29 protein-coding genes, 2 pseudogenes and 1 CRISPR repeat array (1 of these 32 only partly in view) are annotated in these 26,247 nt (G+C 30.1%); of the genes and pseudogenes, 25 read left to right on the top strand and 6 right to left on the bottom strand.

Features of this window, described 5'->3' with window-relative positions:
* A CRISPR array of direct repeats spans positions 1-1,965; the repeat unit is 30 nt; unit sequence ATTTTAATCTATCCATATTGGAATGTAGAT (it extends 525 nt beyond the left edge of the window).
* A gap of 304 nt (positions 1,966-2,269) precedes the next feature.
* A pseudogene (locus ACWJJ7_RS06475) lies at positions 2,270-2,524 on the top strand (DDE-type integrase/transposase/recombinase); the annotation flags it as partial.
* 63 nt (positions 2,525-2,587) lie between these two features.
* Here the strand turns inward: ACWJJ7_RS06475 and ACWJJ7_RS06470 are convergent.
* Positions 2,588-3,067 (bottom strand): annotated as a pseudogene (locus tag ACWJJ7_RS06470) (IS30 family transposase); the annotation flags it as partial.
* Between the two features lie 320 nt (positions 3,068-3,387).
* Between ACWJJ7_RS06470 and ACWJJ7_RS06465 the strand changes: the two are divergent.
* The 17 genes from ACWJJ7_RS06465 to ACWJJ7_RS06385 all read left to right on the top strand — a co-directional run bounded on the left by ACWJJ7_RS06465 (position 3,388) and on the right by ACWJJ7_RS06385 (position 17,507).
* Positions 3,388-3,561 carry a hypothetical protein gene (locus ACWJJ7_RS06465; protein WP_462964439.1) on the top strand — a complete coding sequence of 58 codons (174 nt, stop codon included), beginning with the start codon at positions 3,388-3,390 and terminating at the stop codon, positions 3,559-3,561.
* 110 nt (positions 3,562-3,671) lie between these two features.
* Entirely contained in the window at positions 3,672-4,037 is a 366-nt protein-coding gene (locus ACWJJ7_RS06460; protein ID WP_462964438.1) for a BlaI/MecI/CopY family transcriptional regulator, read from the top strand.
* 6 nt (positions 4,038-4,043) lie between these two features.
* Positions 4,044-5,036, top strand: coding sequence for a M56 family metallopeptidase (locus ACWJJ7_RS06455; RefSeq protein WP_462964437.1), 993 nt, complete (start codon positions 4,044-4,046; stop codon positions 5,034-5,036).
* Positions 5,037-5,230: 194 nt separating this feature from the next.
* The gene (locus ACWJJ7_RS06450; protein WP_462964436.1) at positions 5,231-6,088 is read left to right on the top strand and encodes an ABC transporter ATP-binding protein; all 858 of its coding nucleotides are present in this window, start codon (positions 5,231-5,233) and stop codon (positions 6,086-6,088) included.
* Between the two features lie 91 nt (positions 6,089-6,179).
* Entirely contained in the window at positions 6,180-6,749 is a 570-nt protein-coding gene (locus ACWJJ7_RS06445) for a hypothetical protein (RefSeq protein ID WP_462964435.1), read from the top strand.
* 11 nt (positions 6,750-6,760) lie between these two features.
* Positions 6,761-7,984, top strand: coding sequence for a hypothetical protein (locus tag ACWJJ7_RS06440; RefSeq protein ID WP_462964434.1), 1,224 nt, complete (start codon positions 6,761-6,763; stop codon positions 7,982-7,984).
* Positions 7,985-8,044: 60 nt separating this feature from the next.
* Positions 8,045-9,196: a hypothetical protein gene (locus ACWJJ7_RS06435; protein WP_462964433.1), complete on the top strand. Its 1,152-nt coding sequence runs from the start codon at positions 8,045-8,047 to the stop codon at positions 9,194-9,196.
* A gap of 286 nt (positions 9,197-9,482) precedes the next feature.
* On the top strand, positions 9,483-9,770 hold the full coding sequence (locus ACWJJ7_RS06430; RefSeq protein WP_462964432.1) for a hypothetical protein: 288 nt from the start codon (positions 9,483-9,485) through the stop codon (positions 9,768-9,770).
* An 87-nt stretch (positions 9,771-9,857) separates the two neighbouring features.
* Entirely contained in the window at positions 9,858-10,139 is a 282-nt protein-coding gene (locus tag ACWJJ7_RS06425; protein ID WP_462964431.1) for a hypothetical protein, read from the top strand.
* Positions 10,140-10,166: 27 nt separating this feature from the next.
* Positions 10,167-10,310 (top strand): hypothetical protein, encoded by a 144-nt coding sequence (locus ACWJJ7_RS06420; protein ID WP_462964430.1) that lies wholly within the window; start codon positions 10,167-10,169, stop codon positions 10,308-10,310.
* 273 nt (positions 10,311-10,583) lie between these two features.
* The gene (locus ACWJJ7_RS06415; RefSeq protein ID WP_462964950.1) at positions 10,584-11,840 is read left to right on the top strand and encodes a DNA polymerase Y family protein; all 1,257 of its coding nucleotides are present in this window, start codon (positions 10,584-10,586) and stop codon (positions 11,838-11,840) included.
* 15 nt (positions 11,841-11,855) lie between these two features.
* Entirely contained in the window at positions 11,856-12,119 is a 264-nt protein-coding gene (locus ACWJJ7_RS06410) for a hypothetical protein (RefSeq protein WP_462964429.1), read from the top strand.
* A gap of 382 nt (positions 12,120-12,501) precedes the next feature.
* A complete protein-coding gene (locus ACWJJ7_RS06405; protein ID WP_462960682.1) occupies positions 12,502-13,191 on the top strand; it encodes a response regulator transcription factor in 690 nt (229 codons plus the stop codon).
* Positions 13,181-14,194 carry a sensor histidine kinase gene (locus ACWJJ7_RS06400; protein ID WP_462964428.1) on the top strand — a complete coding sequence of 338 codons (1,014 nt, stop codon included), beginning with the start codon at positions 13,181-13,183 and terminating at the stop codon, positions 14,192-14,194. Before ACWJJ7_RS06405 ends, ACWJJ7_RS06400 begins: the two co-directional genes overlap by 11 nt.
* Positions 14,195-14,303: 109 nt before the next feature.
* Positions 14,304-15,167 (top strand): ATP-binding cassette domain-containing protein, encoded by an 864-nt coding sequence (locus tag ACWJJ7_RS06395; protein WP_462964427.1) that lies wholly within the window; start codon positions 14,304-14,306, stop codon positions 15,165-15,167.
* A 2-nt stretch (positions 15,168-15,169) separates the two neighbouring features.
* Positions 15,170-16,387, top strand: coding sequence for a hypothetical protein (locus tag ACWJJ7_RS06390; protein ID WP_462964426.1), 1,218 nt, complete (start codon positions 15,170-15,172; stop codon positions 16,385-16,387).
* Positions 16,388-16,391: 4 nt separating this feature from the next.
* Positions 16,392-17,507 carry a hypothetical protein gene (locus ACWJJ7_RS06385; RefSeq protein ID WP_462964425.1) on the top strand — a complete coding sequence of 372 codons (1,116 nt, stop codon included), beginning with the start codon at positions 16,392-16,394 and terminating at the stop codon, positions 17,505-17,507.
* A 371-nt stretch (positions 17,508-17,878) separates the two neighbouring features.
* On the opposite strand, the gene ACWJJ7_RS06380 is transcribed toward ACWJJ7_RS06385, so the two are convergent.
* Complete coding sequence (locus ACWJJ7_RS06380; RefSeq protein ID WP_462964424.1) at positions 17,879-18,019, bottom strand: hypothetical protein; 141 nt, start codon at positions 18,017-18,019, stop codon at positions 17,879-17,881.
* Between the two features lie 6 nt (positions 18,020-18,025).
* Here ACWJJ7_RS06380 and ACWJJ7_RS06375 point away from each other — a divergent pair, with 6 nt between their 5' ends.
* Complete coding sequence (locus ACWJJ7_RS06375; RefSeq protein WP_462964423.1) at positions 18,026-18,250, top strand: DUF2262 domain-containing protein; 225 nt, start codon at positions 18,026-18,028, stop codon at positions 18,248-18,250.
* 67 nt (positions 18,251-18,317) lie between these two features.
* Positions 18,318-19,352: an L-threonylcarbamoyladenylate synthase gene (locus ACWJJ7_RS06370; protein ID WP_462964422.1), complete on the top strand. Its 1,035-nt coding sequence runs from the start codon at positions 18,318-18,320 to the stop codon at positions 19,350-19,352.
* A 199-nt stretch (positions 19,353-19,551) separates the two neighbouring features.
* Here ACWJJ7_RS06370 and ACWJJ7_RS06365 read toward each other — a convergent pair whose 3' ends face one another.
* Positions 19,552-19,719, bottom strand: a complete 168-nt coding sequence (locus tag ACWJJ7_RS06365) for a hypothetical protein (RefSeq protein WP_165414573.1) — start codon at positions 19,717-19,719, stop codon at positions 19,552-19,554.
* Positions 19,720-20,485: 766 nt separating this feature from the next.
* Here ACWJJ7_RS06365 and ACWJJ7_RS06360 point away from each other — a divergent pair.
* The gene (locus ACWJJ7_RS06360) at positions 20,486-20,695 is read left to right on the top strand and encodes a hypothetical protein (RefSeq protein WP_462964421.1); all 210 of its coding nucleotides are present in this window, start codon (positions 20,486-20,488) and stop codon (positions 20,693-20,695) included.
* A gap of 113 nt (positions 20,696-20,808) precedes the next feature.
* Here the strand turns inward: ACWJJ7_RS06360 and ACWJJ7_RS06355 are convergent, their stop codons facing one another.
* The 3 genes from ACWJJ7_RS06355 to ACWJJ7_RS06345 all read right to left on the bottom strand — a co-directional run bounded on the left by ACWJJ7_RS06355 (position 20,809) and on the right by ACWJJ7_RS06345 (position 22,458).
* A complete protein-coding gene (locus ACWJJ7_RS06355; protein WP_462964420.1) occupies positions 20,809-21,090 on the bottom strand; it encodes a hypothetical protein in 282 nt (93 codons plus the stop codon).
* 429 nt (positions 21,091-21,519) lie between these two features.
* Positions 21,520-21,708 (bottom strand): hypothetical protein, encoded by a 189-nt coding sequence (locus tag ACWJJ7_RS06350; protein ID WP_462964419.1) that lies wholly within the window; start codon positions 21,706-21,708, stop codon positions 21,520-21,522.
* 198 nt (positions 21,709-21,906) lie between these two features.
* A complete protein-coding gene (locus ACWJJ7_RS06345) occupies positions 21,907-22,458 on the bottom strand; it encodes a DEAD/DEAH box helicase family protein (RefSeq protein WP_462961248.1) in 552 nt (183 codons plus the stop codon).
* Between the two features lie 488 nt (positions 22,459-22,946).
* Here ACWJJ7_RS06345 and ACWJJ7_RS06340 point away from each other — a divergent pair, with 488 nt between their 5' ends.
* From ACWJJ7_RS06340 to ACWJJ7_RS06325, 4 genes are all read left to right on the top strand, one after another.
* Positions 22,947-23,702, top strand: a complete 756-nt coding sequence (locus tag ACWJJ7_RS06340; RefSeq protein WP_462964418.1) for a PHP domain-containing protein — start codon at positions 22,947-22,949, stop codon at positions 23,700-23,702.
* Between the two features lie 225 nt (positions 23,703-23,927).
* Positions 23,928-24,449 carry a DUF3189 family protein gene (locus ACWJJ7_RS06335; protein WP_462964417.1) on the top strand — a complete coding sequence of 174 codons (522 nt, stop codon included), beginning with the start codon at positions 23,928-23,930 and terminating at the stop codon, positions 24,447-24,449.
* Positions 24,450-24,860: 411 nt separating this feature from the next.
* Positions 24,861-25,343 carry a MarR family winged helix-turn-helix transcriptional regulator gene (locus ACWJJ7_RS06330; RefSeq protein ID WP_462964416.1) on the top strand — a complete coding sequence of 161 codons (483 nt, stop codon included), beginning with the start codon at positions 24,861-24,863 and terminating at the stop codon, positions 25,341-25,343.
* 24 nt (positions 25,344-25,367) lie between these two features.
* Positions 25,368-26,237: an SDR family oxidoreductase gene (locus ACWJJ7_RS06325; RefSeq protein WP_165414618.1), complete on the top strand. Its 870-nt coding sequence runs from the start codon at positions 25,368-25,370 to the stop codon at positions 26,235-26,237.
* The last annotated feature ends 10 nt before the right edge of the window (positions 26,238-26,247 follow it).

Here is a 26,247-nt window from a genome sequence, read left to right as displayed (position 1 = left end):
TTGGTCTATGATTTTAATCTATCCATATTGGAATGTAGATTTTTATTCGCCATTCTTCTGCGGTAACTGTAAACTTATTTTAATCTATCCATATTGGAATGTAGATTAAGCTATCTCATTGTTAATGTAGTATTCATATACAATTTTAATCTATCCATATTGGAATGTAGATGGAGAAAATTGGAAGACGAGTGGAGCAGTGAAGAATATTTGAATCTATCCATATTGGAATGTAGATAAGTAAATACCATTTCCAAAACATTTCCATAGCAGCAATTTTAATCTATCCATATTGGAATGTAGATCTTACAGAAGCAGCAGAAACAGCAATAGTAAGTTTAATTTTAATCTATCCATATTGGAATGTAGATTCTAGTAAATCTCCATCTATCGAATCAAACATAATAATTTTAATCTATCCATATTGGAATGTAGATTTAGATCAAACCCATTTTCTTCTCTATATGGTTTTATATTTTAATCTATCCATATTGGAATGTAGATTTTTTTTATCACCTCCTTAAATCACATAAAAATAACAATTTTAATCTATCCATATTGGAATGTAGATTCTTCACAATTCACAGAAATATATTTATCACATCTTCATTTTAATCTATCCATATTGGAATGTAGATTGTCAAAACTGGGTTGTTATCATGTATTATTTTTCGGATTTTAATCTATCCATATTGGAATGTAGATGAGGTTCCTTTGTCGTTTAAGTAATCAAACATCATAATTTTAATCTATCCATATTGGAATGTAGATCTAATCCTGTTTTTAAGGCATCGTCTTGTATCACTCATTTTAATCTATCCATATTGGAATGTAGATTACCACCGCTCAATTGCAATAAAAGTTTTAAGAGGTATTTTAATCTATCCATATTGGAATGTAGATCCAGGTACCCAATTAAATTAAAGGGAGGAATTAATTATTTTAATCTATCCATATTGGAATGTAGATTCAACTGGTGTTTCTTTAGCAAGTTCATCTGCTACTTATTTTAATCTATCCATATTGGAATGTAGATCTTAGCGTGTGCCACACTTAAAATCACAGGAGGTAAATTTTAATCTATCCATATTGGAATGTAGATAGGAATGTTCAATATTGGAGGTATTTTTAAATCTAATTTTAATCTATCCATATTGGAATGTAGATGTATGAATTTCTTCAATATCAAGTGCAAAATAATTAATTTTAATCTATCCATATTGGAATGTAGATTGGCTAGGTTGTTGCTCATGTACGGTGCGGTTATTCTAATTTTAATCTATCCATATTGGAATGTAGATAAGCCCGTTCCAACAAATACGGGCAACGATTGGGTTAGATTTTAATCTATCCATATTGGAATGTAGATATATTTTATAAGCTGCGCAGCAACAGTAGTAAGTTAATTTTAATCTATCCATATTGGAATGTAGATGTAGGTGACTTTGAATAAACAGCTTCTCTCTGTGTAATTTTAATCTATCCATATTGGAATGTAGATGGAAGAACTACCTGAAAAGGAAATTGAAACAATACTTATTTTAATCTATCCATATTGGAATGTAGATAATACTTCAGTAATACTCATTATTATATTATTTAAAATTTTAATCTATCCATATTGGAATGTAGATGCATATCAAAGTTGGAGCACTCTATATGGAAATGGGTATTTTAATCTATCCATATTGGAATGTAGATACAGCTATAGTGATTAAGCCGAATTTAACAATAGAAATTTTAATCTATCCATATTGGAATGTAGATAACCAAACATATCAGCTAAACTTTTACCATTTTTCATTTTAATCTATCCATATTGGAATGTAGATTGATATGAGTGAAGCACTTGAAATTTGTCCAATTATGATTTTAATCTATCCATATTGGAATGTAGATATAGCACAAATAATTTCAGCTATCATAATACATCTCATTTTAATCTATCCATATTGGAATGTAGAAAAAATATCTCCTAGTGTTTATGAGGAAAATAAATTACTAAAAAAGCGAACTCTTGAATTAGAAAAGGAAAATGCTTTCTTAAAAAAAGCTGTGGCATTATTCGTCAAGGAAATAGACAGTTAATCTACCAGTTTATATCTACCAACAATAAGGAATTTGGCGTCAGATGGTTATTACGCCGTTTTGAGCTATCACCCAATGCATATTATAATTATTTGAAATTCAGAAAAAGTATCTATAATAGACAAAAGAAATTAATTTTGAAACATATAGAGAAAATTTTTCACAGTGAAAATGGTGCACAGATTTCACCTATATACATCTTTCTAGCGGTAAGATAATGTACAATTGTTCTATTTTAGATCTATATGATAGAAGTATTGTAGCCACTAAAATAGCTAGTAATATAACCGCAGAACTAGCTATTGATACACTTAGTGAAGCCATATCTAATCATAAGCTCACTACGGGATTAATAATTCATAGTGATCAGGGCTCACAGTATACCTCAAAGGCATTCACTTCTTTTTGTGAGAATAAAAAATACAACAATCTTTGAGCAAAGCAGGTTGTCCTGTAGATTGCAATATAAAATGTCCATAAATTCAAGAAAAATATAATGTTAAGCTATAACGGTTTTCTGTTCTAATATATTAGCAGAAAGACCACTGAAAATCCTTCTAGGATAATTGTTAATCCAATGCTGTATTTGCATAATTTGCTTTCCGGTAAATGCTGAAATATCTACGCCTTTGGGGATAAATCGACGTATCATTTTATTGATGTTCTCGTTTGTGCCTCGTTCCCATGAACTGTAAGGATGGGCATAATACACTTTGGTTCTTTTTCCTTTATTCCTTACGGAGTTTTCAATACCCTCAAAATTAAGGTTCTCTCAGCCATTATCACAGGTGGTTGTTTTAAATGTTTCAGAGAATAACATTCCCATTTTACGTTCCAATTTGTCTAATACCTTCACGACATCTACCTGCGATTTAGATGGTATTTTAAAGATCAACTCTTTGCGAGGTACCCTTTCGCTTAACACCATTATCACAGTCTTTGTACCCTGTTTCCCTACCACAGTGTCCATTTCCCAATGCAATTTAGGGGAGTGGGAAAGTACGTCTATTTTTAGAAAACAATATGAACTTAGAAGGATTCTAGATACATTTGTGGAAATTACAGTTAACAACCTTAAGTTTAAAGCTAATTTCAGAAAGAGGGAAAAGATTGAATCTCCATAGTAGTGCAAACGCGGCATCGTTCTATAGCTTGTTTCAGAAATTGAGCAATTTTATAGGCTATCATCATTTAAGTATATACTTAGGGTGATAATTTTTATCGGCTCAACATCTGAATCCAAACCTATTCAAAGTATGAAGTAAGGATAATTTATAAATATTGTGAAAGGAGACTATAATGGAAATTAATATAATTAGAGCTGTAGTTTCTAAAAACTTAAATCATAATGAAGATGTTTTAAGAAAAAATATAGAAAATTTAATTAAAAATTATAAAATTGAGTTGAAATCTTTAAGTAAAATGATAGGGGTAGATAAAAACTTTGAACTAAGCTTAGGAACTGCCCTTTAAAATTAATACTATTCTATATAAAATAAATTATTATTGACAATAAGACAATTGTCTAATACAATTAAATTAAACAGTTAGACAATTGTCTTGGAAAAGAGGTGAAATTATTTATGAAAAAACTTCCTAAAACAGAGCATCAAGCAATGAAATACATATGGGCTCAAAATACGACTAAGGTAGCTTCAAAAGATGTCGCAGAGTATATGGCTAAAACATTTTTTTGGTTAAAACCGACTACAGGAAAGGTTCTTTCAAGACTAGTTGATAAGAATTTTTTAAAGTCAGAAAAGGATGGAAGAAACACAATATATACTGTGCTAATTAGTAGCGAAGAATATATAAAGTTTGAAACTAAAGAGTTCTTTAGTTTTGTCCATAACAAATCTCTAACTAGTATTGTAAGTACTCTTGGAGAAAGTGATGATATAAGCGAGGAAGACATAAAAGAGTTAGAAAAATGGATAAAAAATAGGTGATAACAAATGATTAGTATATTTAAAGAAGTATTAAATATAAGTCTTTATGTGAGTATATTAATACTTATAGTAATAGTATTAAAAGAAAAGTTTTTGAGTAAGTATACATCAATGTTTAATTATATTTTATGTATAGGTATAACACTAAGGTGTATCTTTATTAGAAAAATAATTATACCAATGCCAGAATTCTTAAAATCAATAAGTTATATAGAGAACTCTAGTAGTATAGGTACTATTGTTGAGCCAAATAATAACATTGATTATTTAAAAATAATATGTTGTATTTGGATAATAGGTGCAATATTAACTGCAATGTATTACACATTTTATCATTTTAAACTTTATATAAACTTAAATAACTTAAAGAAAGAAATTACTGATAATAGTATTTATAACCTGTTAGAAAAACATAAAAAAGATTTAAATATAAAAAGAAATATTAAAGTATATAAATTAGATGGAATTTACTCTCCTATGATTGTAGGTTTTATAAAATCTGAGATAATAATTCCAAATAGAGATTATACATATAATGATTTAAATTATGTATTTAGACATGAGTTAATTCACTATAAAAGAAAAGATAATATATTAAAAGTAATTTTAACAGTAGCAACGATTATTCATTGGTTTAATCCAATTATACATTTATTTAAAAAATACTTTAATGACCAGTGTGAACTATCTTGTGATGAATTAGTAACAAAGAAATTCACACTTAATGAAATCAAAGAGTATTCACTCCTATTATTAGATACTATGAAGTATAAAAATAAACTTAATTCATCTATGTTTGTATCATATTTAAATTTAAATAAATCTAATATAATAAAAAGTAGAATAGATCAAATTTTAAGTAATAAAAAACGTAAAAATGGAAAAATTGCTGCAATAGTTTTAGTTGTAGCTATTATGGCATCAATAGTATCATTTCGCCAAGTAGTTTACCGGATTCATCCGTCATTCAATTCAGAAATAAATACTCTGAATTTGTAGTTAATACAAAATAATATAATTCCTAGCGTTGTAAGTGAAGGTAAAATAATATCTATCATAAACTTGGATAATTAAAAGTAATTAATAAACTGTAAAAATAAAACTTAATAACTTAGATACTTTTGTAATTGATCTAAGTTATTAAGCTTTAATAGGAAAAATACTTTTAAGTTAGATACAATAAGGAGGTAAGGATGGAATTAAAAATCGAAAACCTATATAAAACATATAGAAATAAAGAAGCATTAAAAGATATAAATATTGTAATAAAATCAGGTACATACGGACTTCTTGGAGAAAATGGAGCAGGAAAGAGTACACTTATGAGAATTCTGACTACCGTTGATTTTCAAACTAAGGGAAATGTAACCTTCGATGGAGAGGATATAGTAGAGCTTGATGAAAAGTACAGAGATATAATAGGATATATGCCACAAGATTATAATGTGTTTTCAAGTTTTACAGCAAAAGACTTCTTAGAATATATGGGTACATTAAAAGGTATTCCAAGATATGAGTTAGATAAAAAGATTCCAGAGGTTCTAAAGTTTGTAAATTTGGATGATGTAGCAAATAAAAAAGTAAAGTCTTTTTCAGGAGGTATGAGAAGAAGAGTAGGTATAGCACAAGCGATACTTAATGACCCTAAGATATTGATATTTGATGAGCCAACAGCAGGACTTGATCCTAAAGAGAGGATAAGGTTTTCTAATATTATAAGTGCTATGTCAAAGGATAAAATAGTTATATTATCTACACATATTCTATCAGATATAGAAGCAATAGCAAATGGCTTAATAATAATTAATAAAGGGGAAGTAGTAGAAGCAGACAATATTGATAACTTAGTTGAAAAAGTAAGAGGTAGAGTTTGGGAAGCATTAGTTGACCAAGATACATTTAATAAAATAAGTCAAGAAAGAAAAGTAATACATAGAAAACAAGAAAGACAAAACATACGTGTAAGATATGTAGGAAATGAATATGAAGGCATTACAAATAAACCCTTAGAACCGAGTTTAGAAGATTATTATGTATCTACATGCCTTTAGGTAGACCTTCAATAGTTTAATTATAAGGTTATCTATATTTTTAAGGTAATAATATACATACATTTGTTAAAAAAATAACGAGGTGATTGTAATGAAAAGAACAAAAAAATTAATGATAATGGGAGCTATACTTATGAGTTTGACATTTTCTGTAGGGTGTAGCCCAAGAAGTGATGATGTAAATAGTTTAGATGGAAAGGTTATAGACAGACTTCCAGAAGATCAAAAAGATACAGAATTAGATAAGGCTCTTAAAAGTATAAGAAAGGCAAGAAAAGAAAGTGTTGCTGTTAAGAATGGTGCGACAGAATCATATGCAGGAACAGGTAATAAGTTACCAGGTCAAAGTAAAAATATCCCCATAATTGATGATTTAGAAGAAAAAGATTTTGAAGTTATATTGGATTATATTGAAAATGAACTAAAAGTTCCTAAAAGATCTCCATCTGGGTATGATATAGCACCATGTCTTGATCCAAGAATAAATGCAATTTATGATGATAAAGATAAAGGGGTTGCTGATGGATATGATAATGAAAATATATATATAGAAGAATATGAAACTGAAAAAGATGATGTATATAGCTATATATTTTTAGTAAGAGATTCAAAGGATAGTTCATGGAAAGTAATACATCATGGAAATAATTATAAAGAGTAGGAGTTAATATGATGAAAGAATTAGTAAAATATGAATTTAGAAAGATATGGACTCAACTTACTATAGTAGCTGTAGTATCACTTATCGTAATTTCCACAATAACTAATCTTATAGCCGTCTATGATAGTTCTGTAGCTATTACTAGTGATGGTAAAGAAGTAAAAGGTATAAAATCCTTTAGAACAATCAAAAATGAGTCAAAGAATATAAAGGGAGTAATGAATCAAGATTATTTAGATAATTTAGTTAAAGAATTTAATTCAAGTAAAGAAAAACAAGAGTTTAAAGATAGCCTTGGATTAGATCTTACGACGAAGTATAATTATACAAACCATATTATAAACTTTGCTAATTATGGTAAGGATACATTTAACAATATGATGGATTTAGACTTTGATTTTCTAAAATCAGAGAAAGAATTTTACAGTCAATATAAAAAATCAGTAAGTGATACGATAAGATTTCATAATACAAATAATTGGTTTAAATATACAGATAATCATATGGATATGATAAATGAAAAAATAGATAAATTAGAAACTCCTTTTAAGGTAGACTATTATGAAGGATTAACTCACTTTATATGGCAATATGAAAGACAATATTTGCTTGTTCTTATTGTAGTAGGATTTGCCTTAAGCTCATTGTTTTCAAAGGATAGCAATAATGGAATAGATGAACTTACACTATCTTCTAAATTTGGAAGAAAGAAAAGTATGAATGCAAGAATTATAGCTGGAAATATGTTTGCAGTAGCAGTTTATATAATATTTATAGGGACACTTTTAATAGAATTTGGAGCTGTAGCCTCTTTGCAAGGGTGGGGCGTGTCTATACAAAATCTGTGGTACACTTGTTTATATAACATAAGTGCAGGAACAGGGGTATTAATTATGATTGCACATGGACTTTTAGGAGTATTAATAGTTGCAAATCTAGTCATGCTTATATCTATAAAAGTTAAGTATTCAAAATTAGCCACACTGCTATCTTTATCAAGTATATATATACTTGAAAGGTTAACATATACAAGCAATACGCTACAATTACAACTAAATCCTATTTATTTTGCCACAAGTTTTTATAGCGCTACACCAAATGCCTTTGAAATTTATTATTTTATAGGTGATATAATGATTCCTTATACATTAGTATTTGCTGTGATAGCATGTATCTATATGTTAATTATAAGATGTTTAACAGTAAGACAGTATAAGCGATATAAGTTAAATTAGATAATAGTAAAAGTATATTGAAAATAAAAATTTAAATATTAGACTAGGTGGTTAAATTAAATGAAAGAAATTATAAGAGTTGAAAGAAAAAGAATATTAAGTCTAAGAAATTTCCTTATATTCTCTGTAGTTATTTTAATATTTTCTATCTTTAGTAGTTTAGGATCTTTGAACAATTATAATGTATATGATTCATCAGGAAACATTATTATATCTAGTACAGACAATTTAAAAGAATCAAAATTGAATAAACATGATAAATTACTAGACGAAAAGACCTTAAGGGATGTTGTAGATAGAAAAGATAAAAGTAAGTATTTATATAATTCAAATTTAGTGACATTAGTTGCTTCAAACTTTGAAAAATTAGTAGAAGAGCTTACAGATGATGATATAAGTAACTTTTACAAACAAAGATTATCAAATGTAAAAGTAAATTTAGGTGGAACTGCTATGGTAGATGATATAGACAAATTAGCATCTAAGGGTGAAGAACTTAATACACCCCTACAACTAGGATATGCTGAAGGTTGGAAAAACCTAAATAATGATATGATAGACTTTGTGACAATTATCATATTTATTGTACCATTTATCATTTTACCTATATTTGCAGAAGATCCCAAAACAAAAATGAAACAACTTTACATTGCAACTAAACATGGTAAAAAAACTTTAGTTAAAGCTAAAATAATAACAGGATTTGAAGTAGGTGCGGTAATTTATGGTACAGCTGTATTAATATTTTCGCTTTCAAGGTTATCAATCCTTGGATTTAAGGGAGCAAATTTACCTATTCAAAGTAGTGTGAATTACTTATTTTGCCCCTATAATATAACTTATTTACAGCAGTATTTATTAAATGTAACAATAGGGTTTATGGCAATTATAGTAATGGTGTCTATAACACTCTTATTTACAGTGATAGTAGAGCAGATTCTATCATCAGCGGTAGTTGTAACATTCTTTTTAGCTATAATGACTATGTTACCTAATAACGATTTTATTTTAAATCATTTTTTTAAGAACTTCTTACCGTACAATATGACTAATTTTAATAGTTATTATATTCACCCTGAGATTTATAGTATATTAGGTGAAATTATACCTACTTATGTATTAGTTATTTTAGTATCATTTATAGTTTTTACAATATTTACTACTTGTACAGTGGTTATATCAAATATAAAACTAGCAAGCAAGTTAAAATAATATATAAAATTTTATAAGTAAGATAAGTAGGATACTGAGAAATGTATTAAAATCAATGTATCTAATTAACTTTGGTGCAAATCTGCATGAAAACACAGCTTTACAGAGATTGATTTTAGCGGGTTTATTAAAACTTAAATAGATATTGTAAAATTCTAGTTTTTTAACATGAGAAAGCTACACTCCTAATTATTATTGGGATGTGTAGCTTTTTTACATTTGTGATTACAATATTGTTTATGGAGTTAGATTAAATTATCACCTGCGGAGCTGCTCATATTCTTAGATGATGCATAGCTTCGCAGAAGATAAATTAACGACTTCAAAAGGCGATTTATACTCCCACTGTATTTATGTGATACAAGAAAGCGAAAATCCTGCAACAACTGTGGATGAGGAATATAAAAAGTTTGCAAGCAATTATTTATGGGTAGGTTATAAAAATAAGGGCTTGGGTATTTTTGCAAAAGATACGATTTCAGAAATGGATGGCCCATGCTTAACTTGCAGAAACATTTGCACTACGCCAGATTTCATACCAGAATATGAGTTAGAACTACAAAAACCACGCTAAAAAATAGTAATCTATGGTACATAATGGTATAATTGACTTGAAATTATTGCGTAATAGTTAGATTAAGCGCAGTAAAGGAGGTTGAATATGTCTGATAAAAACAATAATAATGGAAAAAAAGATAAACAGAATTATTATCTTGGTGCTGGAATTGGAATTGGATTAGCACTCGGAGCTGCATTAGGATCAATATTTGATAATATAGCTATTGGAGCTGGATTGGGTATGCTTCTTGGGATAGTCATAGGTGTACTAATGGATAAAAATAAAAAGGATGTAAAAGGAGACTTAATTAAAGTTGTTTTAGTTGCTATTGTAGGTGTAATTCTTGTATCATCGGTACCTAAAATTATTGATTATTTATGGTAATTTAGCTGTTATTATATAAATTTACTGATGCACATCTATTCATATAATCCGAATGAAGCAGATGAAAAAATAATAGATGAAGCAATAGAAGAATCAAAAGAAAATAGCCATTATTTAAGTGAATTAAAAAGACTTACAGAAAATATGGAAGAACATGCATTAAAAGCATAAGCTCAGTTAATTAAATATATATGGAAATAGTAAAGAACTGGTGTAATTTAGCTGGTTCTTTTTGATTTTTTGATGAATAGGCACCTGATCCTTGGGAATAGTTACTAATAGAATTCCCATCATAGTGAAATAATCTATGTGAAATACATATATTACAAAAAAAATATGCGAATTTGCTTCTAAAAAGTAAGCAAGTAGTATATAATAAGTATAACGAACTGATGTTCTAATATGAGCAAATTAAGATTAATAAAAAGGAAGATGATTTATGCTATGAGTAAATTGATATTTCATATTGACGTAAATAGTGCCTATCTATCATGGGAAGCTGCATATAGACTTCAACAAGGGGAAGAGTTAGATCTTAGAGCGGTACCATCTGTAGTAGGCGGAGATGAAGAAAGCAGGCATGGAATTGTTTTAACTAAATCAATGCCTGCTAAAAAATTTGATATTCACACAGGAGAGACTTTATATAGTGCAAGGGCTAAGTGTCCTGGAATAATAATTGTACCTCCAAGATATTCATTATATATGAAGTGTAGCGAAGCTATGCATCAAATATTTTTAGAATACACTCCAAGTATTCAGCGTTTTTCAATTGATGAAAGTTTTTTGGACTTTTCTAATATGGAACATTTATATCCTGACTATTTGAAACTCGCTGAAACTATAAAAGAGAGGATAAAGAATGAGCTTGGGTTTACAGTGAATATAGGGATATCAAATAATAAATTGCTTGCAAAGGTAGCTTCGGATTTTAAGAAGCCAGATAGAATTCACACACTTTTCCCAAATGAAATAAAACATAAAATGTGGCCATTACCTGTTGAAGATTTATTTATGGTAGGTAGAGCGACAGCACCTAAATTGCACAATTTAAATATTAATACTATTGGAGAATTAGCAAATTATAATTTGGATATTTTAAAGAATAAATTAAAGAGTCATGGTCAAGTTATTTGGAATTACGCCAATGGCATCGAATTTTCAGAAGTCCGCAAGAGCAATTATATTAAAATGAAGGGTATAGGTAATTCTACAACAATAGCTTTTGATGTGGAAGATAAAGACACGGCTCATAAAGTGTTACTATCCTTGTGTGAAACAGTTTCCATGCGTTTAAGAGATTCACACAATTGTTGTACTGTGATAAGTATAAGCGTCAGGGGGAGCGACTTAATATTTTATTCTCGTCAAAAGAAAGTAGCTGTAGCAACTGACTCTACTCGCAAAATATATGAAATAGCATGCTATTTATTTGATAATGTTTGGAAAGGCAATCCAATAAGGCAATTGGGGATACATATCACAGACTTTTGTAGTAATGAGTTTTATCAGTGTTCTTTGCTAGATAGTTTTGATTATGAAAAAGATAAAAAGATAAATGATACCGTTGATAAAATAAGATTAAAATATGGGCCAAAAGCTGTAGTTAGGTCTTGTTTTCTTCATTCAGGGCTAAATAGTATGTGTGGTGGAATGGCAGATGGTGAGGAAGATTATCCATTAATGAGCGCAATGCTTTAAGGAGGTTTATAATAAATGAAGGTTTTAGCATTACCTATAGAAATGGTTTCATACACTGATAATAAAGGCGATATAAAGCCTATAAGGTTTAGAATGCAAGTAGGCGATGAACCTATGCAAGTTATAAAAATAGATAAGGTTATAGTAAAAGATACTGAGAAATTGGCAGGTAATGTTATGATTATTTATAAGTGTCAGAGTGTAATTGACGGAGCTGAAAGGTTATATGAGATTAAATATGAGATGGGTACTTGTAGGTGGATATTATTTAAAATTTAGATCCCAGACTATCAATTACTGAAATAATATAGCCTGTACACATTTTTTATTTTATTAGTTTCTCATATTATGAATGTGATTAATATGTTATTTTAATCATTAAGGAGAGAAGCAAAGCTTGGCATTTACTTGCAGGGTGAAAGTCCCTGTTGAGAAGGGTCTAACCAACCACTCATATCGAGTATTGCGTTGAAGCTGGTAACAGCAAGACGAAGCGTACACAGAGAACTATATAGGCCGCAGAGAGAATTGTGATGAATCCATGTTGAACTTAGTAAAAAATATAAATAAGCATGAATACACTAATTTTATTTGGTATAATATGTTTAAATGGAATTGAGAATATTATAAGTTTTTTAATATAAACATATGGAGGAATTAAATGGAGAGAATTTTGATTGTTGAAGATGATAAAGATATTCGAGATATATTAAAAATCTATTTAAAAGCTGAATCTTTTGAAATATGGGAAGCTGAAAATGGTAAGAGAGCTTTTGAAGTTCTTGAAGATAAAGAGCTGGATTTAGTTATTTTGGACTTAATGCTGCCAGATATAAGTGGGCTAAACATTTGTAAAAATATACGCACCAAATACAAATTTCCTATAATAATGCTGACTGCAAAAACAGCGGATCAAGATAAAATAATAGGCCTTACTTATGGTGCAGATGATTATATCACTAAGCCTTTTAATCCCTTGGAAGTCATGGCAAGGGTTAAAGCTCAGCTTAGGCGATACAAGGAATATGGGGAAGGTACAAAGGAAAATAATACTATATATTATAAAGGATTAATCTTAGATAGAAATAGTAGACATGTTAATTTCAATGGCAAGGAACTAAAACTAACACCTACAGAATTTAACCTTATTGAAATATTACTATTAAACAAAGGACATGTCTTAAATGGAGAAAAGTTGTTTCATTTGTTGAGGGAGGAGGAGTATTATTCAAAATCTACAAATACAATAACAGTTCATATTCGAAACTTAAGAGAAAAAATGGAGGAATCTTTTGAACATCCGGAATATATTAAAACTGTTTGGGGGGTAGGCTATATCATTGAAGATTAAAAAATGGAACTGGAATTATTTTATTTTAGCTTTTTTTATATTTATAGGATTAATGTTATTTATTGATTTGAAATTGCAATTAACTGTGGCAGAATTTTTGAGAGATATGGTTATTGGAAGTTTTCTTCTTTTAGCGATTGTTGTTTACTATACATCAAGATACTCACAAAGTAAGGAACGAAAAAAGATAATAACTCAGTTAGAGCAAAGAATTTCTTTGCTCAGCAAAGGAGAGATACCTGAAAAAGTTCAAGAACTAAAACTAATTGATTCTGAGATAAATGAACTTAGACATGAGAATGAACTTGTGAAGCAGGAGATATTAATGGAGATGAGCAAGAAAAATGACCTTGTAACCTATTTAGCACACGATTTAAAAACTCCATTAACAAGCATCGTTGGCTATCTCACAATTTTAGATGAATCTGAGGTACCAGAGGAGGTTCGTAAAGACTATATAAAGAAACTTTTGGAAAAATCCTATAGAATGGAAGATTTAACCAATCAGTTTTTTGATATTACTCGCTTTAGTCTTCAGGAAATCCCTTTGAATAAAAGTTTATTAGATGCAGAGTTTTTCCTAGAACAGTTGACTGAGGAACTATATCCTTTACTTAAGGAGAAAAACTTGAAATTTGATATAAACCTTACTCCGAGTATTAAGATTTACGCCGACGGATCACTATTTGCCAGGGTGTTAAACAATTTATTAAAGAATGCTATAGCATATAGCCACAAGGATTCTGTCATAAAAATAAAGGGTGAAATAGGAAAATGTAATATGCGATTATTTGTAGAAAATGATGGTGACGTAATAAGTAAGCAGGAAATAAAACTTATATTTGAAAAATTTTATCGAAGAGATCAGTCAAGAAGTCAATCAAGTGGGGCAGGACTTGGTTTGGCTATTGCAAGAGAAATTGTACAAAAGCATCAGGGCTCAATAGACGCGGAAAGTCAGGATGGACATACTGTATTTATTATTACTCTACCCAATTCTTAATAAAATCTTTATAAATACTAAATAATTTATGAATAAACCTTTCTTTTATCTCAGTTATACTGAAGATGAAAGAAAGGTTTTTTATTGATTTAATAAGGAGGAAAAAGATATGAAATTATTTACTTATAATATTTCTAAGGAGTTTAAAGATTTAAAGGCTGTTGATAATATAAATCTTGAATTTACTCCAGGGATTTGGGGACTTTTAGGACCAAATGGTGCGGGGAAAACCACATTAATGAGAATGCTGGCTTCTAATATAAAGCCAAGTAAGGGTAAAGTAATGTTAGACGATGTAAATATAGCCAGCCTTAAGGATTCGTATCTAGATAAAATAGGATATTTACCTCAGCACTTTGGATATGATAAAAATCAATCTGTCGAAGATTTTCTCCATTATATTGGAACTTTAAAGGGGCTTAATAAAGAAATTAGAAATAAAAGAATCAGTGAATTATTAAATGGATTTAATTTGTCGGAAGTTAGAAAAAAAAAGATTGATAAACTTTCCGGAGGTATGAAGCGTAGAGTTGGAATATGTCAAGCTATGTTAAATAATCCTGATATTTTAATTGTAGATGAACCAACTGCTGGTTTAGATATTGAGGAAAGAAACAAATTTCGTAAGTATTTAACTGCAATAAGCAAAGAAAAAATCATTATTGTATCTACACATATTGTTTCAGACATTGAATTTATTGCTAATTTCCTTGTGCTTATGGAAAAAGGTAAAGTAATTGCAGCAGGAGAAGCTCATTCTTTAATTGAAACACTTGATGGTAATGTGTTTGAGACTGTTATTGATGAAAATGAACTTTCACGGCTAGAAAATGAATATAAAATTATGAATTTTCGTAATGAATCTAGTGGGAAGGTTTCAATTCGTTATGTTGCAGATATTCCATTAAAAAATAGTAAATTAGTTTCACCTTCTCTTAATGATTTTTACCTTTCAAAAGTTAAGGAGGTATAAAAATGGATGTGTTTTTTCAAGAGTTAAAAAGACAACTAAATTTTAAAAGGCTTCTAACATATGTTTTAATTGCAATTGCTTTGGCAGGATTATGGACATGGTTTATTGTAGGGGGAGCTACTGAAGACTTTTTGCAGCAAGGAGTTTACAAAGAATATAAAGGTAGATCAGCAATAGAAGCAGCAGGTAAGGATAGAGTAGGCACTGAAGGGAAAATGACTTTAGATAAATTTCAAAGTGGCTGTGATATTTTTCTAAAGTCATTAAAAGGTGATAATGACAGGGATGTAGTAATTACTAAAGACTTGTTGAAATATACTGTCTATGCTGACCAATTAATTCTCCAGGAGTTTCGCTTGAAAACTATGATAGGAGAATCAGCAAGTGACCTTTTGCATATTCCTAAGGATGCAGGAATGAATTTTTATGAAAATGAAGATTTATTCTATGGTAATTATATTGATAAAAATGCACTTAATAAAAATGAAAAGACCTTAGCGCTCTCTCTATTGGATAAAGTGAAAAAACCTTATACTTATTACACTGGATTTATGCAATGGAACGCTGGAATTGTGCATATTGCATTTTTCTCATTTGTACTTATGGTTATGTTAGGGGTTTTTTCAAGTTCCATAATAACCAATGATAAAGAAAATGGAATGGATGAAATTATAACTACTACAGCAAAAGGCAGGAAAAACCTCACTATAGCAAAAATTAGTATACCTTTAATTATGGCATCTATTATATATCTTTGTGGAGTTGGTCTTTATGTTTTGCTATTAAAGTATTTATTACCTGCTGATGCTTTAAATACTTCAATACAGGTTTTAAGTAGAAGTTTTCTCCCATATACTCAAGGTGACTTACTTAGAAATGTATTTATCGTAGGCTGGATAGGAATTTTAATAGTGTCAAGCTTTTCTACTTGGATTTCATCTATATCTGAAAAATCTTCAAAAGCCATCCAATTCTCGATACTTACAATATTAGGTTCTTTTATTTTAAGCACATTTATCACTAGTCCCTCTAGGAATATGGATATAATTAAGATGCTTATACCAGGAGGAATAGGATTTTCATATTTCCAATCTATAGACTTTCCATTCATTACAATTTTAGGGAAGACTCTATGGATGCCATCCATTTTGCTCATAGCAAGCTCAATTATATTTTTACTTAGTACCATTTTTACAACACTTAACTATAGAAGGAGGTAAGGAGATGATATATCAAGAATTAAAGCGTCGCCTTTTTACAAGATATGTTTTCTTCTCAATAATAGGTCTACTTTTGCTTACATGTGTATTAAATCTACGCACTATAGCAATAAATGAAAATCTACATGAAGTCATTAAAGAAGAGTCTGTATATGCTGGTGAAATGACTGAAGGTAAATTATGGCTAGGTCTAGAAAAAGTGCGGGACGAAAAGTCAGATGAAATAAAATATAATCCACTCATAGCGTTTATAAGTCGGTTAGTTTATTCTTATCCAGGAATCCTATACAATGAAGATAAACTAACCGAATTTCCTGATTATTATGCCAAAAATTTTTATGCATGTTGGGAAAAGAAATCTACTGCACTTATAGAAAAAATACCTAAAAATAATCAAGCAAAAGCATTGGAAGAACTAGATAAGGTGAAAACACCTTTTTATCAATATGAAGGCTATTATCTTTGGACTGAAAGCTTTAATATTCTTAAGGTTCTTTATCTAATAATTATATTTATGGTAACATTTTTTGCGGCATCCACCTATTCTGATAGCATGGAAGACGGTAGTATGGAAATTATGTATGCAACAGTTTTTGGCAAAAAGATGATGGGCATTCGCCTTCTTCCTGTTATGATATATGGTTTGCTTTTAACTTTGGCAGCAACACTTTGCAGCGTATTAATTTTAGGTTCAGCTACTGGACTTCAGACTTTAAAGAGTAGTTTAAAGGTATTTGCATTATTTTCTATAGGTAACTTTACATTAGGAAGTGGAATACTCTTAATGTTTGTAAGTGAACTTTTAGGGGTGCTATCGTTAACAACTATTATGGGATGGATATCCTACAAAACAGCAAGTACAAGCCTTGCTACATCAATAGGAATAGGAATAAATATTTTCTATATCATCATGTCTTTATTTATTAAGCTTCCGTGGAAATTTTTCCAATTTATCTTAAATGCATTGCCACTGGCATCATCACAAATTATAAATGAAGTGTCTGGATTTCAGTTTGACATGGGGATTTGGAGACCATATGCAGTTATGGTGAGTATGGTTGTGGTGTTTTTTGCATTCGGTGTGTTGCTTAGGTATGCAGTTTGCAGAGAGGAAATATAATTAAATGATTTTTGGAAATCTTATATGATGTTATATAAAATAGTGAAACAAGTCTTTCCTGTCTCAAGGCTAGTACAAGACGTGGTATAGGGGGTATAAAGAACATAGCTGTCCTGTACTGAAAATTAAATTCCTAAATATGGTAATGAATAACCAGATCTTTAAATTAAAAGTTCCGGTTTTAATTTTGGAAAATGAACTTGGACATATTATAAGCATTTTATTGAGTATTTTAGGGAGATATGGTAAACTAATGTCGAAAAAGTTCCCACTCTTGTACTTATAGGGGATTAGGTAGTAATGGGACAGCAACGTCAATAGAATTACCATATTAATCCATGGTATTTATAACTAACATAAACGTATTCTACCTATATGAGACGCTCTATTATTTGTTTAAGCCAACGATATTCAGCAGAAACAGGATCTGAGTTAGTAAGTCCAATTACTTGAATTACGTCGAAGTCATAGCCATTAAGATTAAACTGTTGCTGCGCTAGCTTGCTGTACATGAATTATTGAAAATCAAAAATGAAAGTTGGCTTGAGGAAGAAGAGGACAAGATAACATCTGAGCAATTCAGGAATTGTATAATACTTGAAGAAATTACTATAAACCCAAATGGTGAATTCGAATTTTGGTACAATGATAGTGACTTATTCTGGGGACATTCAATTTTAATTTCAGGCAATTTGACTGATGGGCCAGATGATGCAGATATTACTGGAGAGAGGAATAAATGATTGAAGTAGGGACAATGTTCTTGTATATGATACCAAACAAATTACGCAAATAGGAGGCAGTTTATCTATGGAAACAGAAATATTAAATGTTAAAGATTTAAATATTAATTATAAAAATATTGTAAAAGGTGCAGAGTATCTAAGAAATGGTGAAGTTATTGCAATTCCAACAGAAACTGTTTATGGATTAGCTGCAGATGCTTTTAATGAAAATGCAATAAAAAAAATATTTGAAGTTAAAGGAAGGCCGCAGGATAATCCATTATTGGTACATATATATAAATTGGAGCAAGTTTATGATATATGTAAAGATATTTCAAAAGAAGCAGAGAAGGTATTTGGTACTTTTTGGCCGGGATCAGTAACTTTGATTTTTAATAAGAAAGATTGCATTTCAGATACAATTACTGCAGGAATGAAAACTGTAGGAGTTAGATTTCCAAAAAGTGAAATAGCAAGGGATATAATTAAAGAAAGCGGAACTTTATTAGTAGCTCCATCTGCAAATTTATCAGGAAAGCCATCAACTACTAGTGCCGAGCATTGCTATAATGATTTAAATGGAAAAATTCCTTGTATTTTAGATGGGGGGCCGTGTTCAATTGGGTTAGAGTCAACAATTATAGATATGTCTACTCCAGCCCCAATACTTCTAAGGCCAGGAGCAATAAGCTTGGATGACATATGTAATGTAATTCCAAATCTTATATATAAAAAGGATTTATTAAGCGTGAAGGGAAATGAAATTCCAAAGGCTCCAGGAATGAAATATAGACACTATGCACCAGATGCAGCACTAACATTGGTCGAAGGAGATTATATAAAAACTTCTAAATGGATTAAAGAAAATGCAAATGAGAATGATGTTGTAATTTGTTTTCAAGAATTTTTAAACGATTTTAATGGCTATCAACATATATATAGTTTAGGAAGCTTTAAAATGTTAAATATAGCTGCACAAAAGATGTTTGATTTGATTAGAGAATGTGATAAGCTGAATGTGAGTCATATTTATATACAAGCTCCCAATAACAGTGGGTTAGGGAATTCTATAATCAATCGATTAGAAAAAGCAAGTGCAGGAAACATTATTCATATATAAATTATATCGGTTGTTTTAAGTTACAATAACAGGAACAGCTGTGATTATTAAGAGCAATATTGAGAATATATTGTATGATATAATTGACGAACAAAATGCAGTAACTGTGATATGTCGAACTTACTAAACATTGCGAATTGTAAATAATTTGTAAAAAGCAAAAGGCAACTTCTTTTTATTGAAGCTACCCTCCGTCTCATTATTCAAGCCAGGATGAAATAATCGCTCCTAGCATAGTACAAGCTATCCATACAGCAATAGTCCCTACATTCTTTGACAGGATATTAAAATTAATCTCCACTACCTTATAATGTATGGAAAGTATTATGATGGATACTACGAAAAATCCTACTTTAAGATGCTTCATGACAATTCCTCCTATAAATAATTCTCAAATTATTCATCGGATGTAGAATTACTTTTGCATCTTTTGCTAATCTATTTATAAGCTTTTGTAAATAATTTTTTAACTAAAGTAGGATATCTAAATTATTGACGATCTTATAATAATTATTCAATGAGGGTGATGAATTTTCAAATATAATAATACGTTCCACATTTAAAATCCCTGTAAACAGGATGAAGCTAGAAATAATATAGTGTGTGGTAAAGAAAAAATTAACTAATTGACTTAGTATTTAGCCCTTTGTGATTACAATATTGTTTATGAAGTTAGACTAAAAGGAGCCATAGACAAGGGATGGCTTGTTCCTTTTATGGAGATTTTGATGATACAGATTATATAATAATATCCTTTGAAAATTGCAAATATAATGAGGCAGAATTAGAGAATGTCTTAGTGATTAATAATCGTGCAAATTTAATCCTAAAACATTATAAAAAATATGTGCCAAGTACGACGTAATTTAGCCCAAATTACGAAATTTACAATATGTATAAATATTAAATTGACAAAATAAAAAAGAAGCCAAATTTTTAAGCTCCTTACTATTCCATACTTATGTTTTATTAGTTTTTCTTAATAATAATTTTTTATAGTAAAGTCTTCCTATTTTACGACTTTATTAAAAAAACTTAACAATAATTTCTTGCCCCTCATTTTTTATAATTCCTTCTGGGGATATGTACATTGTAACACTATTTTTATATGCAAAACATAGGAGCGTGTGGTTATGGATGAAAAATATTTAGTGGTGATTAACAGAGGATATGACAAAGAAAAAGTATTTTACTGTGGTGATAGCGTAATGATGGCATTTAAACGACTTAAAGAGTTACCCTATGCGAACAAGGAAGTATTATTCGCTAAAATTAAAATGGTAACTTTATTTGGACAGTTTGAACTAATTGAAAGTTATGATGTGATTAAAAAAATATCTTGATTTGGAGTGATCAAAGTGGAAAAAAGCAAAGAACAATATATAATCAAAATTGGGAAGAAAAGAATAGGAAATATTCTAGTTATCTAAAGAGTAGGAGCAGTTGCAAATCACAATTAATTCCTTAACCTTTTATTTTCTTTTTCCAGTTCCTCAACTCTTGGATTCTTACTTTCTATTGGTGTAGGTGTTTGCTCAGGGCATTTAAGTTCAAGATTTATACTTGTAAGATTGAATTTAAGCATTTCGATATACGCACCACTTACAGATGCACCGTTCGTAACAGTGTCTTTATTTGCAAACAATTCTAGTAGCTGGTCTTTCTTACGGGATGTAATCCATCCATAAGCATCCAGAACATAGTTCTCGGTTGGGTAATCATCTAAAATCGCTTCCAATTTTGAAACTAGTTGTTGCGTAAAAAAAGAAGTTTATGAATTAATTTTTGTTATCAAATAGATTCGGATATAAGTACATTACTCCTCCATTTACTATTGCCAGGATAGTATAATTAATTAGATTGCGTTTTAGATTGATAACTTCGAAACCTATAAAAAACGTTAAGAAAATAATAAAAAAATTAAGTAATGCAAATAATTTATTCTTTTTCATATCCAATATAATCATCTCCTTGTTACAGAATAGAATACAACTGTGTCGTAACTCTCTATGTAATATTATCATAATTTACTATACTTTGGCACAAATTTCCCATAAACATAGACCCTACATTGTTTATATATAAACAACATTAAAATCAATTATCTAAGGCGTTTCTATGTGGTGTATATATATAAGTCGGAAATGTTGGCGCGACGCCATAGCCTTCACAGATTTTTCAGTTCTTTTTTCAATTGCGCCTTTGTTAGTTTATATAAAATAAGCCTTGTTTTTAGCGTCTTTTCCTTACCCACATAGACATCCTTAATTTCATAACGTTCCCCATCGTCCATCTGTTTCATTATGCCAGAAGTTAAATTAGCAAAATGATTACAAAAGAGAAGTTGAATTGCCAAAACTATACTCCGCCAGGAGAAACAAAAAAATAGCATAAAGCCTTTATTTAGGGAGGGGAAAAGTACGTTATATATTAAATAAATACTACCATTAAAACGGGTAATATACCAATCCAGTTCATTTCTTTCCACCACTTTTTTTAATTCGTCATATGTCTTACTGTTGCAATGTATAACTAATATTTATATTCTAAGATATTATAAGTCAAATCGTTCTTTTATCATCTTTGCAACAATTTCTGCTGGAAGATTGGAATTGTCGATTTTTATATAATTTTCAAATGGAATTTCGCCATCATTGCTGACACAACGATAGTTGTTGTCATCATTAATGAGTCTTTGGGTTGACATTTCAACATCTCTTTTTGTTGCTTTGTGCTTCAAACGATTTTCAGTAGCATTCCTTTGTAGTCTGATAGATTGAGGTGCAACAAGTTCTACATAATATATATCCGCACTATGTTTTCTAAAAATATCACAGACATGTTCTACATAATTCCAATCGGATTTCTGGTCAAATGCCCACATATATGTGAAAATTAATCCGTAACAATCAGAATTTGCAAATTCCTCAAAAATAACATCCCTCATTCGTGTTATTGCTTTTCCGTAAAAATATCCAAATGTCTCTATTACAGGTTCAATAATTATATGATTATGGAATAATCGAAAATCCGTAATTTTGGTCAGTTCCTGTCCAACTGTCATTTTACCGACAGCAGTATCTCCAATTAAAAATACTAATTTCAAAACAACACCTCTTTTCTCAAATATAAACATCGCACCACAATATTTAACAATTACGCAATAGTTTTAAGTCAATTATACCATTAAGTACCATGGACTACTATTTCTTAGAGTGGGTAAATTATAAGATATTTATCCGTTTTATGTATTAGAGGGGTTGTTGTCGGAAAAATTGGCGCTACCTCTAATGGTGATACCTGTAAGCTCTGTCGGTTCATTTACAGTGTTAAGCTGATCGTTCATACCAAAAACCCTTTATTTCCCTCAAAATCTCACTCATAGGTGTTAATGTAGCTTTTGCAATTGATTTTCCTGTCTTTTTTAAATAATGATTTACCACCAATAGGAGATAAGTATTATCCAGTAATATGGGCAAACTAAAACTGGATGATAAACATGCCATAAGGAATTTACATATGTGGATACAAGAAGCTTTTCAATTTGATAATGAAGCGGCTAATTAAAAGATGTTAAACCATGGAGGGGATAAAATGAGTTTTAAGATTATTGGAGACTATCATACTCATACTAATATTGCAAAGGGACATATTCCCTTATTTAATATTATTTTAGGAGAACATGCAAAAGGAAGTATTGAATCAAATGTTAAAGCTGGAATAAAAAGAGGATTAAAAGAAATTGCCATAACAGACCATGGTTATAAACATATTACCTTCGGGATGAAACTATATCAATATGAAAAATTACGCAAATCAATTGATGATCTTAATAAGAGTTCATTATTGAAGGAGAATGACTTTAAGATTCTTCTTGGCGTAGAATGTAATATTGTTAATAAAAAAGGGGATATAGATATTAAAGATGAAGTAATTGATTACCTGGATATAATTTGTGTGGGTTATCATCCTGGAGCAGTACAAAATCCATTTTTATTGAGGAATTATACAGAAGCTGCAATTAATGCCATTAAAAAATATGAAATTGCAATATTAAATCATCCTTTAGAGCATGTTAATCCAGATATTATCGAAATTGGAAAGGTTGCTGTTGAAAGAAATACTGCTTTGGAGATTAACAGAGGTCATAGGAATATGGATATTGAAACAATAAAAAAGTTAAAGAATATGGGTGTTAAATTTTCATTGGGAAGTGATGCACACAAATCGGAGGATGTAGGGTATTTTGGTAAAGCTTATAATATTGCAGTTGAGGCAGGTCTTACAGATGATGATATTGTTAATGCTGATGGAAGTGCACATAGATCAATGAAATTATTAAGAGATTAGTTTGGCTAGATTAAACTTTATTTCCATTCCGACAATTAATCTTAGAGTCATTAAGAGCTACCTTTTTTTCGTTGCAACATATTATATTTATTTTATGTATAAAGGATTGTAGAAACATTTAAGGCATTTGAGAAAGTGTGTTCAAAGGATGTTTAATATCAATGTTTAATGCATATACTACAATTATTAAAACAAAGCTAAAAAATAAGAAATCAGGTGATTTAAATGATATACATATATAATTGTTATGGCGGAACCCACTCATCTATTTTAGCAATTGCCTATCACTTAAAAATGCTAGATGAAACCCGAGAACCGACTAAGGATGAAATATTGGAATTACCTAACTTTAATAAGTTAGTATATGGAAATCGTGGAGAACTTTTTTATTATGGAAGTGATGAAGATGGAAATAAAGTCTATGTTGTAGGTAGGGGACGTTCAAAGGTTTTGATTCCTGGATTATATAATTTAGCTTCTATGCTTCATAAACAAAATCTATTAAATGAGAAAATTATATTTTCCAATACGTCACCAACTGTTCCATTACCAATGACCTTTGGTGGATTATTTTCTAGATGGCTAAAAATTGATTTTATAGGAGTGCCCTTGCTTGTAAAGGGAGTAAAACAATCATACCAGGACGTTATAAAACTTGTAAATCACACAAAGAAGGCAGCAAAGGAAGCAAAGGAAGATAAGTTAGGGGTTATTATTTTAGATAATAAGGAATTTAAGAAAAAATGATTTTTAACTATTATACGGGTTACATCAACAAAAAGCTGATGTAACTTTTTATTTCAAAACGGGAAAGTAATTGATACTGTTATGCCTAAATATCACACCATTTAATTTTCAAGGAACATTTTTTATTAACACTTTCTAATTGGGAATCAGAATATAATAGATTTGGTTTTGATGCCCTTCTTCCGAAGACGCGTAGCGATATATGTCAAACCAGAAAGCTAAGTGATGTAGCCATAGAGCAGATATATCAAAAACTGCACCCCGAGAATAGAAGGAAAGTAAATTTTATTAAGAAGCTGAAATATATTTCTTTTTATAATAAAATATATCTTTACAAATGAAGTAAGGTGGCTTACTATATGAATATGAGGGGGTTTTATTATTAAAGGATATAAATTTAGCCTTAGGGATATGCCAAAACAGGAGATTTTAAAAGAATATTCTAGCCATTATTCAAGTCTAAATGTAGAAGCAGTTGAAACTTGTATAGCACTTCTCAGAACGGCTTCTGATATTTTAGAAATATTTGATGAGCATTTTTCTAAGTATGGTATTTCGGAAGGGAAATTTACTATTTTAATGCTTTTGTATAGGCAGAGTGATTATCAATTATCTCCAATATCGCTTAGCACAAAGGCTGAGGTTACTAAGGGAACTATGACAGGATTATTAGCAGGCCTTGAAAATCAAGGATTCATAGAGAAAATCCCCAACCCTTGTGATCAGAGAGGTTATTTGGTTCACCTTAGTTCAAAAGGATTACAAATACTGGACGAGATTCTGCCAGTGCACTACACCTTAATTACTAACCTAATGTCTGGACTTGAGGATGGTCATTTGAAGGAATTAACCTCTTTACTAAATTTACTATCAAAGAATTTATTAAAATATTAAAATATTGAAAGGTGAGATATATTTATGATACTTATTACTGGAGCAAATGGCCAAACTGGCCGTGCAATCATTAAGGCTTTATTATCTAAAGGAGAGCGGATTAGGGCTTTCGTTTTTAGGACCGAACAAGTTGAGGAAATTAAATCCTTAGGCGAGATGGAAGTAGTTGTAGGAAATATGATGGATCAAAAGGCGGTTGATAAAGCATTAAGCGGAATCAGTACGGTTTATCACATATGTTCTGCTGTAAACCCCGATGAAGTCGCGATAGGACAAATGATAATAAACGCTGCTCGCAAGGCTAAAGTGGAGCATTTCGTATACCATTCAGTGTTGCATTCTGTACTTCAAGATATGCCACATCATCAGAAGAAACTCATGGTTGAGGAGCTTTTAGTGAATTCGGGAATCCCATATACTATTATTCAGCCAGCAGTGTTTATGCAGAATATCCTCGAGTCTTGGAAGTCACTTACTGAAAAAAGTATATTTCAACAAAAATTTTTTACTTCATCAGAAACTCGCATGTGTTTGCTTGACTTAGAAGACTTAGCTGAGGCTGTTTCTATAATTCTCACAAGTCCAGCTTATAAGGGGGCTACATATGAACTTTGTGGACCTGAAAATTTATCTTTGTCTGATATGATAGCAGCTATGGAACAACATTTTGGTCGTGAAATAATAGTTGAAACGCCTCAGGACGAAATGTTTGCAGCACAATTAAAAAAGGTTGGATTAGGGGACTATAAAGTAAATACACTATTAAAGATGTTTAAGCATTATAATGAACATGGATTTGTCGGTAATCCAAATGTTTTAACTTGGATATTAGGTCGAAAGCCAAATAATTTTTCATCCTTTATTCTTAGAATAATACAAAGTAAAAGATCATAGTTGCCAATTA

The sequence above is a fragment of the Clostridium sp. CM042 genome (assembly GCF_055080995.1).
This window is presented reverse-complemented; position numbering and strand designations above follow the sequence as displayed.